The sequence below is a fragment of the Saccharomonospora glauca K62 genome (genome assembly GCF_000243395.2).
Classification (GTDB): Bacteria; Actinomycetota; Actinomycetes; order Mycobacteriales; family Pseudonocardiaceae; genus Saccharomonospora; species Saccharomonospora glauca.
Window position 1 is genome coordinate 381,419 of the sequence record NZ_CM001484.1, and the last position, 13,920, is coordinate 395,338.

General features: G+C 67.9%; 14 protein-coding genes. 13 read left to right on the forward strand and 1 reads right to left on the reverse strand.

Going from position 1 to position 13,920, the window contains the following annotated elements; translation table 11 throughout:
- Positions 1 to 8 precede the first annotated feature (8 nt).
- Positions 9 to 728: a 50S ribosomal protein L1 gene (gene rplA / locus SACGLDRAFT_RS01950; protein ID WP_005461316.1), complete on the forward strand. Its 720-nt coding sequence runs from the start codon at positions 9 to 11 to the stop codon at positions 726 to 728.
- 73 nt (positions 729 to 801) lie between these two features.
- Here rplA and SACGLDRAFT_RS01955 read toward each other — a convergent pair whose 3' ends face one another.
- A complete protein-coding gene (locus tag SACGLDRAFT_RS01955; RefSeq protein WP_005461318.1) occupies positions 802 to 1,683 on the reverse strand; it encodes a hypothetical protein in 882 nt (293 codons plus the stop codon).
- A gap of 399 nt (positions 1,684 to 2,082) precedes the next feature.
- Between SACGLDRAFT_RS01955 and rplJ the strand changes: the two genes are divergently transcribed.
- The 12 genes from rplJ to SACGLDRAFT_RS02015 all read left to right on the forward strand — a co-directional run bounded on the left by rplJ (position 2,083) and on the right by SACGLDRAFT_RS02015 (position 13,870).
- The gene (gene rplJ / locus SACGLDRAFT_RS01960; RefSeq protein ID WP_005461320.1) at positions 2,083 to 2,628 is read left to right on the forward strand and encodes a 50S ribosomal protein L10; all 546 of its coding nucleotides are present in this window, start codon (positions 2,083 to 2,085) and stop codon (positions 2,626 to 2,628) included.
- Positions 2,629 to 2,682: 54 nt separating this feature from the next.
- Positions 2,683 to 3,075: a 50S ribosomal protein L7/L12 gene (gene rplL, locus SACGLDRAFT_RS01965; RefSeq protein WP_005461322.1), complete on the forward strand. Its 393-nt coding sequence runs from the start codon at positions 2,683 to 2,685 to the stop codon at positions 3,073 to 3,075.
- A gap of 204 nt (positions 3,076 to 3,279) precedes the next feature.
- Positions 3,280 to 4,443, forward strand: coding sequence for an ABC transporter ATP-binding protein (locus SACGLDRAFT_RS01970; protein ID WP_005461323.1), 1,164 nt, complete (start codon positions 3,280 to 3,282; stop codon positions 4,441 to 4,443).
- Positions 4,440 to 5,234: an MlaE family ABC transporter permease gene (locus SACGLDRAFT_RS01975; RefSeq protein ID WP_005461324.1), complete on the forward strand. Its 795-nt coding sequence runs from the start codon at positions 4,440 to 4,442 to the stop codon at positions 5,232 to 5,234. Before SACGLDRAFT_RS01970 ends, SACGLDRAFT_RS01975 begins: the two co-directional genes overlap by 4 nt.
- 4 nt (positions 5,235 to 5,238) lie before the next feature.
- A complete protein-coding gene (locus SACGLDRAFT_RS01980) occupies positions 5,239 to 6,078 on the forward strand; it encodes an MlaE family ABC transporter permease (protein ID WP_005461325.1) in 840 nt (279 codons plus the stop codon).
- Positions 6,075 to 7,400: an MCE family protein gene (locus tag SACGLDRAFT_RS01985; protein WP_005461326.1), complete on the forward strand. Its 1,326-nt coding sequence runs from the start codon at positions 6,075 to 6,077 to the stop codon at positions 7,398 to 7,400. The genes SACGLDRAFT_RS01980 and SACGLDRAFT_RS01985 overlap by 4 nt, the downstream gene beginning before the upstream one ends.
- Positions 7,401 to 7,434: 34 nt before the next feature.
- A complete protein-coding gene (locus SACGLDRAFT_RS01990; RefSeq protein ID WP_005461327.1) occupies positions 7,435 to 8,466 on the forward strand; it encodes an MCE family protein in 1,032 nt (343 codons plus the stop codon).
- Entirely contained in the window at positions 8,463 to 9,449 is a 987-nt protein-coding gene (locus tag SACGLDRAFT_RS01995) for an MCE family protein (protein WP_005461328.1), read from the forward strand. The genes SACGLDRAFT_RS01990 and SACGLDRAFT_RS01995 overlap by 4 nt, the downstream gene beginning before the upstream one ends.
- The gene (locus SACGLDRAFT_RS02000) at positions 9,446 to 10,630 is read left to right on the forward strand and encodes an MCE family protein (RefSeq protein ID WP_005461332.1); all 1,185 of its coding nucleotides are present in this window, start codon (positions 9,446 to 9,448) and stop codon (positions 10,628 to 10,630) included. Before SACGLDRAFT_RS01995 ends, SACGLDRAFT_RS02000 begins: the two co-directional genes overlap by 4 nt.
- Positions 10,627 to 11,823, forward strand: coding sequence for an MCE family protein (locus SACGLDRAFT_RS02005; RefSeq protein ID WP_005461333.1), 1,197 nt, complete (start codon positions 10,627 to 10,629; stop codon positions 11,821 to 11,823). Before SACGLDRAFT_RS02000 ends, SACGLDRAFT_RS02005 begins: the two co-directional genes overlap by 4 nt.
- On the forward strand, positions 11,823 to 13,085 hold the full coding sequence (locus SACGLDRAFT_RS02010) for an MCE family protein (protein WP_005461334.1): 1,263 nt from the start codon (positions 11,823 to 11,825) through the stop codon (positions 13,083 to 13,085). Before SACGLDRAFT_RS02005 ends, SACGLDRAFT_RS02010 begins: the two co-directional genes overlap by 1 nt.
- A gap of 59 nt (positions 13,086 to 13,144) precedes the next feature.
- Positions 13,145 to 13,870: a hypothetical protein gene (locus SACGLDRAFT_RS02015; protein ID WP_005461336.1), complete on the forward strand. Its 726-nt coding sequence runs from the start codon at positions 13,145 to 13,147 to the stop codon at positions 13,868 to 13,870.
- Positions 13,871 to 13,920: the final 50 nt, after the last annotated feature.

The window sequence follows — 13,920 nt, forward strand, 5'->3', positions numbered from 1 at the left end:
GACAGAACATGACCAAGCGCAGCAAGGCCTATCGTCAGGCCGCCGAGCTGATCGACCGCGAGCGGCTGTACACGCCGCTGGAGGCCGCGAAGCTCGCCAAGGAGACCTCCAAGGTCAAGATGGACGCCACCGTCGAGGTCGCGATGCGGCTCGGCGTGGACCCCCGTAAGGCCGACCAGATGGTCCGCGGCACCGTGAACCTGCCGCACGGAACGGGTAAGACCGTCCGCGTCATCGTCTTCGCGACCGGTGAGAAGGCCGCGGAGGCCGAGGCCGCCGGTGCCGACGCGGTCGGTTCCGACGACCTGATCGAGCGCATCCAGGGTGGCTGGCTCGAGTTCGACGCCGCGATCGCGACTCCGGACCAGATGGCGAAGGTGGGCCGGGTGGCCCGCATCCTCGGCCCGCGTGGCCTGATGCCGAACCCCAAGACGGGCACCGTGACCCCGGACGTCGGCAAGGCCGTCTCCGACATCAAGGGCGGTAAGATCAGCTTCCGCATCGACAAGCAGGCCAACCTGCACCTGGTGATCGGCAAGGTCTCGTTCGACACCGAGAAGCTGGTGGAGAACTACGCCGCCGCGCTCGACGAGGTGCTGCGGGCCAAGCCCGCCTCCTCAAAGGGCCGCTACCTGAAGAAGGTCACCTTCTCCACCACGATGGGGCCGGGCATCCCCGTGGACCCGGCTCGTACGCGCAACCTGCTGTCCGAAGAGGTCAGCGCCTGACGCGCCTTCAACGCGACGACTGACGCGGGGCGGTCATCCGACACGGGTGGCCGCCCCGCCGTCGTCTCCGGGGTCAGTTGTCGTCGGTCGTCGTGTCGGTCGCCGGGCAGGTCGCGGGCCCCGGTTCGTGTCCGGTGATCAACCACTGGTCCATCTCGACCTTGGTGACCTCGAAGACCCCGAGCGCGGGACCGCCCCGGATGTCGAAGTCGCAGGAGTCGATGCGAATCGTCGTGGCGTCGGGGTCGTACCAGCGCGGGAAGATCGACTCCGCGTAGTCGTTGACGTGCGTGACCTGCGCGTGCAGGGCCAGTACGGCGGCGCGACAGTCGGGGTGGCCCGTGTTGGCCGCGAAACGCTGCTGGATGCCGCGCTCGTTGTCGAAGTGTCCGCATGCCTCGGCGATCAACGGCTGGTTGGTGTTGGGGTCTTCCTGCGCGATGGCGTCGTAGACCTTGCGCACCGCTTCGTACGGCTCCTTCGCCAACAGCTCCTCGGTGTGGTAGGTGCCGCCTCCCATGCGAGCGGCGGCCTCGGTGCTGTTGTCGTCATCGGAGCCGAAGAGCTGATTGAACGCCCAGGTCGCGAAGATGGCGAGCAGCAAGAAGAAGATCAACCAGCCGAGGAGCTTCTTGCCGAGCCACTGGAGCCATCCGGGCACCTTGGAAGTGTGAGGCTCGGCGGGTGACGGCTGTGACGGTGCGACGAGATCCGTGCCGGTGGTGGTGCTGAGCTGCCCCTGCCCCTGTCGTGCCAGCTGTCCTTGTGCCTCCTGGAAGCGCAGGAACTGCTGGAACTGTTGAAATTGCTGGAACTGACGTAGTTGTTCGGGGTCGAGGTCCGGAGCGACCGGGGTGAGGTCCGTACCCGGACGCGGGGTGTCGGGCATGATCTCGACCTCGTCGTCCGGCCGGTCCGGCGTTGCGTCTCCTCGCTGCTCCACCACGTTACCCATGATGCCCGTTCGCGCACGATTCGTGGCCGGCGGAAGCGGGATTTTCCGCGAACCTCCGTACACCGGCTGCGAACACGCGTACGCAGACTGCGGACACGCGTACATGAGCTGCGGACACGCGGCGTGAGCTGCGGGGGCGGTGGCTCGGAGGGTTCGGGGGACGCGTATGCTGGTCTGCGGTTCTACCGAAGACCGCTGGTCTTTCCCACGCCGGGCGTGGGAAACGAAGGTCCCGTACTGGCGACGGGCGGCCCGCGCAGGAGGACGAGGCATCGTTGACGCGAGCCCGGACGGCTGTCCGGTTCGTGAGGTACGCCCCGCGCCTGCTGCGCTGGGGCGTTTTGTCGTTTGTGGGGCTGGGCCCGCCGGTGGTCACCGAAGCCAAGAGAGGAGGCGACCATGGCGAAGCCCGACAAGGTGGCGGCCGTCGCCGAGATCGCGGACAAGTTCCGCAACAGCTCGGCCGCCGTCGTCACCCAGTACAGCGGCCTCTCCGTGTCACAGCTCAGCGAGCTGCGCCGCGCTCTCGGCGACACCGCCAACTACCGGGTCGCGAAGAACACCCTCGTCAAGCGTGCCGCCGCCGAGGCGGGCGTCGAGGGTCTCGACGACTTGTTCGTCGGTCCCACGGCCATCGCGTTCGTCGAGGGCGAGCCGGTCGAGGCCGCGAAGGCGCTCCGTGACTTCGCGAAGGACAACAGCGCCCTCGTGATCAAGGGCGGCTACATGGACGGCAAGCCCCTCTCGGTCAACGAGATCGAGCGGATTGCCGACCTGGAGAGCCGCGAGGTGCTGCTCGCCAAGACGGCGGGTGCGCTGAAGGCGAAGCTGTCCCAGGCCGCCGCGCTGTTCCAGGCCCCGGCGTCGCAGATCGCGCGTCTGGCCGCGGCGCTGGAGGACAAGCGCAAGTCCGAGGGCGGGGCCGACGAGGCCGCCGAGAGCTGACCACCACCCACCCGACTCACAACCCACGAGTCCGTAACAGGAAGGAACGCCATCATGGCGAAGCTGAGCACCGACGAACTGCTCGACGCGTTCAAGGAGCTGACGCTGCTCGAGCTGTCCGAGTTCGTGAAGAAGTTCGAGGAGACCTTCGACGTCACCGCCGCCGCCCCGGCCGCCGTCATGGCCGCTCCGGGCGCCGCCGCTCCGGGTGCCGCCCCGGCCGAGGAGGAGAAGGACGAGTTCGACGTCATCCTCGAGGCCGCTGGTGACAAGAAGATCCAGGTCATCAAGGTCGTGCGCGAGGTCGTCTCCGGCCTGGGCCTGAAGGAGGCCAAGGAGCTCGTCGAGAGCGCTCCGAAGCCGCTGCTGGAGAAGGTCGACAAGGAAGCCGCCGAGGCCGCCAAGGAGAAGCTGGAAGCCGCCGGCGCGAAGGTCTCGCTCAAGTGAGTTAGTGCACTTTCGCCTGAAAAGGCGGGCCGTTCGTCGAAAGACGGGCGGCCCGCCTTTTTGTTTTCACCCGATCGTGAGTTAGTGTGCTGCGAACCACAAGATCGCAGTGGTGAACCGCTCCCGCTGAAACTGATGAGTAACCTGCGCGCCTTCAACTCGTTGCACGTTGTTGACGCGCCGAGAAACACTCCGGGAGGTGCGATGGGTGCCGAGGTGGTCATCGAAGGTTTGAGCAAGTCCTTCGGCAAGCACACCATCTGGCGTGACGTCACGCTGACGCTGCCGCCCGGCGAAGTGTCGGTGATGCTCGGACCGTCGGGTACCGGTAAGTCCGTGTTTCTCAAGTCCATCATCGGACTGTTGAAACCGGACAGAGGCAAGTGCGTGATCAACGGTGTGGACATCGTCAGATGTTCGGAGCGCAAGCTTTACGAGATCCGAAAGCTGTTCGGGGTGCTGTTCCAGGACGGCGCGCTGTTCGGCTCGATGAACCTCTACGACAACGTCGCCTTCCCGCTTCGTGAGCACACGAAGAAATCCGAGACCGAGATTCGCAAGATCGTGCTCGAAAAGCTGGAGATGACGGGTTTGTCCGGCGCGGAGCGGAAGCTGCCGGGCGAGATCTCCGGCGGTATGCGCAAGCGGGCGGGACTGGCCAGGGCACTCGTGCTCGACCCGGAGATCATCCTCGTCGACGAGCCGGACTCGGGTCTCGACCCGGTGCGCACCACCTACATCTCGCAGCTGTTCATCGACGTCAACGCCCAGATCGACGCCACGTTCCTCATCGTCACCCACAACATCAACCTCGCGCGGACGGTGCCGGACAACCTCGGCATGCTGTACCGCAAGGAACTGGTGATGTTCGGTCCCCGCGAGGTGCTGCTCACCAGCGAGGAGCCCGCGGTGAAGCAGTTCCTCAACGGCCGTATGGACGGGCCGATCGGGATGTCCGAGGAGAAGGACTCGGCCACGCTCGCCGCGGAGCGCGCGATGTTCGAGGCCGGTCACCACGCGGGTGGGGTCGAGGAGATCACCGGGGTGCCGCCGCAGCTCCAGCCGACTCCCGGCCTGCCGGAGCGGCAGGGCGCGAGACGCCGTAAGGACCGCGTGATGCGCATCCTGCACACGTTGCCACAGGCCGCGCGCGAGTCCATCATCGCCTCGCTCACGCCGGAGGAGCGGCACCGTTACGGCATTCCCGCCCCGAGACCTCACCGGCCGGACCCGGTCGGCGCCCAGCGCGGCAGTCTGCCGACCGAGCAGGTGGCCCAGCTCCCGGACTCCGACTGGACCCGGCCGATCCCGGCCAACACCGACGACGTGACCCGACGACTACCTCCGCACCAGCAAGGAAACTCATGAGCTCACCGGCCTCGACGGCCAGGATTCCCGGACTCGGGATGCTGCGCGAGACCGGGAAGTTGTTCGCGCTCGGTCTCGACGTGGCGCGTGGCGTGTTCCAACGGCCGTTCCAATTCAGGGAATTCATCCAGCAGGCGTGGTTCATCGCCAGCGTGACGATCCTGCCGACGGCGCTGGTGGCGATCCCCTTCGGCGCGGTCATCTCGATGCAGTTCGGGTCGTTGGCGAAGCAGCTCGGCGCGCAGTCGTACACCGGCGCGGGCAGCGTGCTCGCGACGGTGCAGCAGGCCAGCCCGCTCGTGGTGGCGTTGCTCGTGGCAGGCGCCGGCGGGTCGGCGATCTGCGCCGACATCGGTGCTCGCACGATCCGCGAGGAGATCGACGCCATGGAGGTGCTCGGCGTGTCGGCCGTGCAGCGCCTCGTGGTGCCGAGGGTGCTCGCGTGCATGTTCGTGGCGTTGCTGCTCAACGGCATGGTGAGCGTCATCGGCGTGCTCGGTGGCTACTTCTTCAACGTCGTGCTCCAGGACGGCACGCCCGGCGCGTACCTGGCGATTTTCTCGGCGCTCGCGCAGCTGTCGGACCTGTGGATCGGCGAGATCAAGGCGCTGATCTTCGGCTTCATCGCCGCGGTCGTCGCCGCCTACCGAGGGTTGAATCCCCCGCCCGGCCCGAAGGGCGTCGGCGACGCGGTGAACCAGTCCGTCGTCATCACGTTCCTTCTGCTGTTCGTGGTCAACACGGTGATCACGCTGATCTACCTGCAGCTCGTTCCCTCGAAGCTGGACTGAACCGATGGCCCGCCTGTTCCAGAACGTGAAGAACCTCGCCCACCGTCCACTGGCGACGTTGGACATGTTGGGCGACCAGATGTCGTTCTACCTGCGCGCACTCGCGTGGGCGCCCAGAGCGATCCGCCGCTACAGCAAGGAGGTGCTGCGGCTCCTCGCGGAGGTCAGCTTCGGCTCGGGGTCGCTGGCGGTGATCGGCGGCACGGTCGGCGTGATGGTGGGGCTGACGCTGTTTACGGGTGTCCTGGTGGGACTCCAGGGCTACTCGGCACTGGACTCCATCGGCACCTCGGCGTTCACGGGTTTTTTGACGTCGTTTTTCAACACGCGGGAGATCGCTCCGCTGGTGGCGGGGCTGGCGCTGTCGGCGACGGTGGGCGCCGGGTTCACCGCCCAGCTCGGCGCCATGCGGATCTCCGAGGAGGTCGACGCGCTGGAGGTCATGGGCGTGCCGAGCCTGCCGTACCTCGTGACGACGCGCATCATCGCCGGGTTCGTGGCGGTGGTCCCGCTCTACGTGATCGGGCTGCTCAGTTCGTACCTGGCGTCGAGAACCGTGGTGGTGTACCTGTACGGGCAGTCGGCGGGCACCTACGACCACTACTTCGAGATGTTCCTGCCCCCGGAGGACGTGCTCTACTCCTTCATCAAGGTGCTGATCTTCAGCGTGTTGATCATCCTGATGCACTGCTACTACGGGTACCGGGCCACCGGCGGCCCCGCCGGGGTCGGTATCGCGGTCGGCCGGGCGGTCCGGCTGTCGATCGTGACGGTGGCGGTGGTCAACTTCTTCATCGGATTCGCCATCTGGGGCACTGACACGACGGTGAGGATCGCGGGATGAGCTCAACGGTGGCGACGATTCGTCGCAGGTTGCTCGGGCTGCTCCTGGTGAGCATCCTCGTCGGGGGCATCGCGTTGAGCGTGGCCGTCTACAACCGAGCGTTCAGCGACTACGTGACGGTGCGGTTGCAGGCCGGAGCCATCGGCAACCAGCTCGCACGGGACTCCGACGTGAAGGTGCGGGGCCTGATCATCGGCCGGGTCGGCGAGATCGAGGCGACGCCCACGGGGGCGGAGCTGGTGCTGTACCTGGACCCGGAACAGGCCGAGCTCGTGCCGGCCAACGTGTCGGCGAGGTTCCTGCCGAAGACACTGTTCGGCGAGCGCTACGTCGACCTGGTCATCCCCGAACGGCCCTCACCGGTGAGTCTGTCCGACGGCGACGTGATCGCCCAGGACCGCACCGAGGACGCCGTGCGGTTGGAGCAGGCACTCGACAACCTGCTGCCCGTGTTGCAGGCCGTGCAGCCCGAGAAGCTGTCCAGCACCTTGACGGCCATCTCCACGGCGCTGGAGGGCAGGGGGGAACAACTCGGCAGGACGCTGTCCGACTTGGGCGATTACCTGGGAGCGCTGAACCCCCACGTGCCCAAGCTGCAGGAGAACCTGCGGGAGCTGGCCGAGTTCTCCGACACCCTCTCCGACGTCGCCCCGGACCTGCTGACCACGCTCGACAACCTCAGCACCACCAGCCGGACGATCGTCGAGCGGAGCTTCGACCTCGACGCGGTGTACCGCACGGTGACGGCGGCGTCGAGCGACCTGGACGCGTTCCTCGACGCCAACGGAGCCAACATCATCAGCCTCGGGGAGACCGCGAGGCCCACGGCGGAACTGCTGGCCAAGTACGCGCCCTCCTACCCGTGCTTCCTCGGGCAGATGGCGGAGCTCGTGCCGAGGATCGACGAGTCGTTCGGCAAGGGCACGAACAAGCCGGGGCTGCACGCGACCCTGGAGATCACCGTGGACCGTGGCCCGTACAAGGCCGGGCAGGACGAGCCCGAGTACAACGACAAACGCGGGCCGCGCTGCTACGCGATGGACGAGTATCCGGACCCGTTCCCGCAGCATCCGCCGGACGGCCCGCTGCAGGACGGCAGTGTGCACCCACCCGCGGCACGGTCGAACGTGACCGGGCTCAACCACTCGGCCGCGGGCGGCGGGGCGACTCCGGCCGGAAACCCCGCCAACACCTCGGGCGAGCACGCGCTGGTGGCGCAGCTCGTGGGACCGAGGGTGAGGCTCGCGCCGTCCGAGGTCCCCGCGTGGGGATCGTTCCTGGTGGCCCCGCTCTACCGAGGAGCGGAGGTGACGGTCCGATGAGCCGGACGATCGTCGAGTGCGGGGAGGTGATCGCGTGAGGGGGCTCGCCGCGCCGCTGGTGAAGCTCAGCGCCTTCGTGGTCACCACCGTGGTGTTCACGGCCCTGCTCGGGTTCAGCATCGCGAACGTGAGCACGTCGGACACCGACACCTACAAGGCGCGCTTCTCCGACGCCACGTCGGTGCTGCCGGGGGACGACGTCCGCATCGCGGGCGTGCGCGTGGGACAGGTGTCCGACGTCCGCATCGTCGACCGCCGGATCGCGGAGGTCGAGTTCGAACTGGACAGCAACCGGACGCTTCCGAACAACGTCGTCGCCGTCATCAAGTTCCGCAACCTCGTCGGCCAGCGGTACATCTCGCTGGAACGCGGTGAGGGACCGTCGGAGGGGACCCTGGAGAAAGGCGGCACCATCCCGCTGGAGAACACCCGCCCGGCCGTCGACCTCACCGAGCTGTTCAACGGCTTCAAGCCGTTGTTCCGGGCACTGTCCCCCGAGGACGTGAACACGCTGTCCTACGAGATCATCCGGGTCCTTCAGGGCGAGGGCGGCACCGTCGAGAGCCTGCTCTCCCACACCGCGTCGCTCACCACCACCATCGCCGAGCGGGACGAGGTCATCGGCGAGGTGATCGACAACCTCAACCTGGTGCTGGACACGCTCAACGAACGCACGCCGCAACTGTCACAACTCATCAGCAGGTTGCAGAAGTTCGTGTCGGGACTCGCTAGCGACCGTGAGCCCATCGGCGAGGCGATCGATGCCATCGACGACCTCGCCAACACCACGGCGGGCCTGTTGGCGGAGGCCCGCGAGCCGCTGCGGGAGGACATCGACGCGCTCGGCGACCTCGCGAGCAACCTCAACGACCACGAGGAAGTCGTCGAGCACTTCATCCAGTACCTGCCGAGGAAGGTCAGCAGGCTGGCGTCCACAGCGGACTACGGGTCGTGGCTGAACTTCTTCCTCTGCGAAGCGAAGGGCAACATCAGCATCACCGGCCTCGGCGACCGGCCGGTCTCGTTGCCGCTCCTGCCAGCCAACCGGAGTCGGTGCCTGTCATGACTAGTTTCTCCAAGCGCAACCCCGTGCCGATCGCGATCGTCGGGATCACGTTGATGGTGCTCGGCACGCTCGCGGCCCTCAACGCCGACGACCTGCCGCTGATCGGCGGCGGCACCACCTATCGCGCGGAGTTCAGCGAGGCCGCGGGACTGGAGCCCGACGACGAGGTGCGCATCGCGGGCGTGAAGGTCGGTGAGGTCACCGACATCGAACTCGACGGCGCGAAGGTCCTGGTGTCGTTCAAGGTCTCGGACGCGTGGCTCGGCGACCGCACCACCGCCGCCATAAAGATCAAGACCTTGCTGGGGCGGAAGTACCTCTCCCTCGACCCCATGGGCGAGAACACCCTCGACCCCGACGACACCATTCCGCTGGAGCGCACGGCCGCCCCCTACGACGTGATCGAGGCGTTCCGCGGGCTCTCCGAGACGGTGGACGAGATCGACGTCGACCAGCTCGCGCACAGCTTCGACGTCCTGTCGCAGACGTTCGCCGACACCCCGGACGACGTGCGGGGAGCGCTGGACGGCCTTTCCAAGCTGTCCGACACCATCGCCTCGCGGGACGCCCAGCTCGCCGAACTGCTCGACGGCACCCGGCAGGTCAGCCAGACACTGGCCGACCGCGACGACGAACTCGCCACCCTCATCGAGGACGGCAGCGCGCTGCTGGAGGAGCTGTCCGCCCGCGAGGAGGCCATCCGCGCCCTGCTGAACGGCACCCGCGAGCTGTCGGCACAGCTACGCGGTCTCGTGGACGACAACGACGAACAACTCGACCCCGTGCTCGAACAGCTCGACAAGCTCACCGACATGTTGGAGCGCAACCAGGAGTCGCTGGCCGAGGGCATCGAGAACTTCGCGCCGTTCGTGCGGGTCTTCAACAACACCATCGGTAGCGGTCGCTGGTTCGACAACTACATCTGCGGCCTGCTGCTGCCCTCCATCGGCCCGTTGAACGAAGAGGGGTGCAACGCGCGATGACCGACACCCGTCTCGGACAGCAGCTCGCCCGTGGCATCGCCGTCGCCTGCGTGCTCGGGCTGGTCGTGGCCACCGTCCTGTGGTGGACCATGAAGGACGCGGGCTCCAAACGCGTCACCGCGTACTTCACCGAGGCCATCGGCCTGTACGAGGGCAACAGCGTCCGGATCCTCGGCGTCGAGGTTGGGGAGGTGACCTCCGTGCGGCCCGAGGGCGACCGCGTCCGGGTCGACATGGTCTACGACCGCGAGGTCGCCGTCCCCGCCGACGCCAAGGCCGTCATCGTCGCCCCCGCGCTGGTCTCCGACCGCTACGTGCAGTTCACCCCCGCCTACACCGGAGGCGACGAACTCGCCGACGGCGCCGTGATCCCGTTGTCCCGCACCGCCGTCCCGCTGGAGATCGACGAACTCGGCGAGAGCCTCAGCCGCGTGTCCGAGGCACTCGGCCCGAACGGCGCCAACGCTGACGGCTCGCTGTCCGACCTGCTCGACACCGCCGCGGCGAACCTCGACGGCAACGGCAAGGCCCTGCACGACTCCATCACCAAGCTCGGCCAGGCGGCGGGAACCCTCTCCGGCAACTCCGAGGACCTCTTCGTCACCGTCGAAAACCTCGCGAAGTTGTCCGAGACCCTCGCCGAGAGCGACGGGCAGGTGCGCCGGTTCGAGGAGCAACTCGCCGACGTCAGCGACTTCCTCGCCGCCGAACGCGACAACCTCGCGGCCACGGTGTCCGAACTCGGCACCACGCTCGCGCTCGTCGACGACTTCATCAACGACAACCGCGAGCGCGTGAAGTCGAACGTCGACAAGCTGGCCGACGTCACCCAGGTGCTCGTGGATCAGCGCGCGGCACTGGCCGAGACGCTCGACATCGCGCCGCTCGCGCTCGGCAACCTCGCCAACACCTACAACGCCGCATCGGGAACCCTCGACGCCCGGCCCAACATGAACGAACTCACCGAACCGCCGATCCTCATGGTCTGCAACTTGCTCAGGCAGACCCCCGAGGCGCTCGACGTGCTCGGCAACCTCTGTGCCGACGTGGCGGGGGTCCTGGACGGCGTCCTGGAGCTGCCGTCGCTGGCCGAGTCGGTGAACGCCTTGAACAAGGGCAAGCTGCCACCACTGCCGCTTCCGCTGGTCGGACAGCTCACGAGCTCGGGAGGCCAGCGATGAGGCGACTGCGCACGGCCCTCGCCGCGGCGAGCGCCGCCACGCTCCTCGTGATCGGGGGATGCGGTTTCTCCGGGGCCCACGACATCCCCCTCCCCGGCGGCGCGGACCTCGGGGACGACCCCTACACGGTTCGCATCCACTTCCGCGACGTGCTCGACCTCGTCCCCCAGGCCGGCGTCCGGGTAGGTGAGGTGCCCGTCGGCACCGTCGAGGAGATCAAGCTGGCCGACGACGGATGGACGGCCGAGGTGGTGGTCTCCGTCAACCGGGACGTCGAACTGCCCGCGGGCGCCATCGCCAACCTGCGCCAGTCGAGCCTGCTCGGGGAGAAGTACGTCGAACTCGCCGCGCCCCCCGAGAGCACGGACACCCCGGCCGCGGGACGGCTCTCCGACGGTGACCTCATCCCCGTCGAGCGCACCAACCGTAGCGTCGAGGTCGAGGAAGTCCTCGGTGCGCTGTCCATGCTGCTCAACGGCGGCGGGGTGGAACAGCTCAACACGATCACCAGGGAGCTGGGCGCGGCCCTCAAGGGCAACTCGCCCGACGTCAAGGCGCTGCTGCGGAACGCGGAGGAACTCGTCAGGGCACTCGACGAGCAGTCCAGTGACATCACGTCCGCACTCGACTCGCTCAACCGGCTGTCGTCCACCCTCAGCACCCAACGCGACAAGATCGCCGTCGCCGTCGAGGACCTGAGTCCAGGCCTGGAGGTCCTCGAACGGCAGAGGGGCCAGCTCGTCGACATGCTGAGCGCGCTCGACAACCTGTCCGAGGTGGCCGTCGAGACCGTCAACGCGAGCCAGGAGGACCTCGTCGCCAACCTCGAGGCCCTGCTGCCCACGCTGCGCAAGCTCGCCGAGGCCGGGGCCGACCTGCCCAACGCCCTGGAGCTCCTGCTCACTTACCCGTTCACCGACGCGGCGGCCGAGGGCGTCAAGGGCGACTACATGAACCTCTACCTCGAACTGGACCTGAACCTGAAGGAGATCCTCGCCAACCTCGGCCGCAGCAGGCAGAACCCGTTGCAGAACCTGCCGATCGTCGGCGACCTCACCAACCCGCGCGAGACCGACCCCGAGGACACGTCGTCGTTGCTGCCGCTGCCGGGCGACGAGGACTACACCGAAGGCGGTGACGGCGGCGCCGGCCTCGGCGGCCTCATCGACGAGATCGTGGGAGGTGACCGCTGATGCTCGTTCGCAAGACGAAGATCCAACTCGTCGTCTTCCTCGTCGTCTCGGTCTTGGCCGTCGGCTACGCGCTGGTGCGCTTCACCGACGTCGAGAAGATGTTCGGCTCCGGCGGCTACACCGTTCACCTCGAACTGTCCGAGTCCGGTGGCATCTTCACCGGCGCGGAGGTCACCTACCGCGGCTACAACATCGGCGAGGTCGGCAAGCTCAGCCTCACCGCCGACGGCTTGTCCGCGGCCCTGCTCATCGACGCCGACGCCCCGCCGGTGCCGAAGAAACTTCACGCGGCCGTCGCCAACCGGTCCGCGGTCGGGGAACAGTACGTCGACCTGCGGCCCGTCACCGACGAAGGCCCCTACCTCGCCGACGGCGACGTCATCCGGGCCGTGAAGGTCGACACCCCGGTCTCGGCCCAGGAGATCATCACCGACCTCGACGGCCTCGCCTCCTCGGTGCCCACCGAGTCGTTGCGCACGGTGGTCGACGAGTCCTACGAGGCGTTCAACGGCACCGGCCGGCACCTCCAGGCGCTGCTGGACGCCACCGACGAGTTCACCCGCGTCGCGGGGGAGTACCTGCCGCAGACGGTGCGGCTGCTGGAGTCCGGCACCACGGTGCTGAGCACCCAGAACGACCTGAGCACGCACATGCGCTCGTTCAGCTCCGACCTGAAGGAGCTCTCGCAGACGCTGAAGGACTCCGACGGCGACATCCGCGAACTGCTCCGGACCGCCCCACCGGCGGCCACCACCGTCAGCGAGGTGCTCGCGGAATCCGGTGACAACCTGAGCACGGTGCTGGCCAACCTCCTGACCACGTCCAACGTCCTCATCACCCGGCTCGACGGGCTGGAGCAGGCCTTCGTCAGCTATCCCGTCGTCGCGGCGGGCGCGTACAGCGTGACGCCCGGCGACGGCACCGCCCACCTCGGGCTCGTGCTCAACCTGTTCAACCCGCCCGCGTGCACGAAGGGGTACCGTCCGCCAGAGGACTACCGGCCGGGCAACGAGACCAGCGAGCGCGAACCGTACGCCGACGCCTACTGCGCCGAACCCGAGGGCAGCCCCATCGCGGTGCGCGGCTCGCAGAACGCCCCGTTCAACGGCGTTCCCGTGGCGCCGACCGAGCAGCAGGTGCAGGCCCACCGCAACCGCGACTCCGAACAACTGGAGTTCCTGCGGCGGAACGCGCTCGGCCGCGTGACGGAGGACGCCGTGTCCATCACCAGCCTGCGGCAGCTCGTGGGCGTGGAGGACTGACCAGGAATTACCGACGAGTTCACCGCGACAACACCCACCCCGATCCAGTCTGGAGCGCCATGAGTTCGGACGAGCAGCGGCCGGAACCGGACGAGCAGGAGACTCGTCCGTCCGCCGGCACCGAGCACGACGACAGCGAAGCCGACACCGAGGCGCGTGAGCGCACCCCCGAGCCGGACGAGGAGAGCCCGGACGAGGAGGCGGACGCAGAGGGCCCGGACGGCCGGTCCGAGGTTCGGCGCCCGAAGCGGTCCGGGCCACCTCGGGCGCTCGTGTTCGGGGCCGCCGCCCTGGCCTCGGCTGCGCTCGTGGTCGCGGTGGTCTGCGGGGTGATGTGGCAAACCGCCGCGAGCAGCGACGACGTGAGGATCGCCGAGGCCAGGGAAGCCGTCGTGGCGGCGACGAGCAAGGCGGTGGTGGCGTTCACGGGGCTCGACTCGACGAATCCCGACGAGTACTTCCGCGGGCAGAAGGAGATCGCCACCGGGGACCTGTTGAAGGAGATCGAGGAGACCGAGCAGGAGTACCGCGACCTCCTCGGCAAGACCAAGGCCGAGGTGGAGTCCCGCGTGGCGGACGTGGCCGTCGAGGAGCTCAACGTCCACGAGGGCAAGGCGCTCGCCCTGGCCGTGGTCGAACTCACCGTCACCCAGGAGAACGACACCGGGACGAAGACGCTGCGGATGCAGTTGCAGCTCGAACGCGACCCGAGCGCGGGGGACGTCGAGGACCACCCGTGGAAGGTGTCGGGCATCTCGCCGGTCGGCTACGGCGCCGGCGGCTGACCCGTGGCGTCCCGTTCTCCCACACCATCCGCGCACGAGACCTGAGTCAG

Coding starts and splice junctions, on each gene's coding strand:
- rplA (WP_005461316.1), top strand. CDS start 9: ATGACCAAGCGCAGCAAGGCCTATCGTCAGGCCGCCGAGCTGATCGAC.
- SACGLDRAFT_RS01955 (WP_005461318.1), bottom strand. CDS start 1,683: ATGGGTAACGTGGTGGAGCAGCGAGGAGACGCAACGCCGGACCGGCCG.
- rplJ (WP_005461320.1), top strand. CDS start 2,083: ATGGCGAAGCCCGACAAGGTGGCGGCCGTCGCCGAGATCGCGGACAAG.
- rplL (WP_005461322.1), top strand. CDS start 2,683: ATGGCGAAGCTGAGCACCGACGAACTGCTCGACGCGTTCAAGGAGCTG.
- SACGLDRAFT_RS01970 (WP_005461323.1), top strand. CDS start 3,280: ATGGGTGCCGAGGTGGTCATCGAAGGTTTGAGCAAGTCCTTCGGCAAG.
- SACGLDRAFT_RS01975 (WP_005461324.1), top strand. CDS start 4,440: ATGAGCTCACCGGCCTCGACGGCCAGGATTCCCGGACTCGGGATGCTG.
- SACGLDRAFT_RS01980 (WP_005461325.1), top strand. CDS start 5,239: ATGGCCCGCCTGTTCCAGAACGTGAAGAACCTCGCCCACCGTCCACTG.
- SACGLDRAFT_RS01985 (WP_005461326.1), top strand. CDS start 6,075: ATGAGCTCAACGGTGGCGACGATTCGTCGCAGGTTGCTCGGGCTGCTC.
- SACGLDRAFT_RS01995 (WP_005461328.1), top strand. CDS start 8,463: ATGACTAGTTTCTCCAAGCGCAACCCCGTGCCGATCGCGATCGTCGGG.
- SACGLDRAFT_RS02000 (WP_005461332.1), top strand. CDS start 9,446: ATGACCGACACCCGTCTCGGACAGCAGCTCGCCCGTGGCATCGCCGTC.
- SACGLDRAFT_RS02005 (WP_005461333.1), top strand. CDS start 10,627: ATGAGGCGACTGCGCACGGCCCTCGCCGCGGCGAGCGCCGCCACGCTC.
- SACGLDRAFT_RS02010 (WP_005461334.1), top strand. CDS start 11,823: ATGCTCGTTCGCAAGACGAAGATCCAACTCGTCGTCTTCCTCGTCGTC.
- SACGLDRAFT_RS02015 (WP_005461336.1), top strand. CDS start 13,145: ATGAGTTCGGACGAGCAGCGGCCGGAACCGGACGAGCAGGAGACTCGT.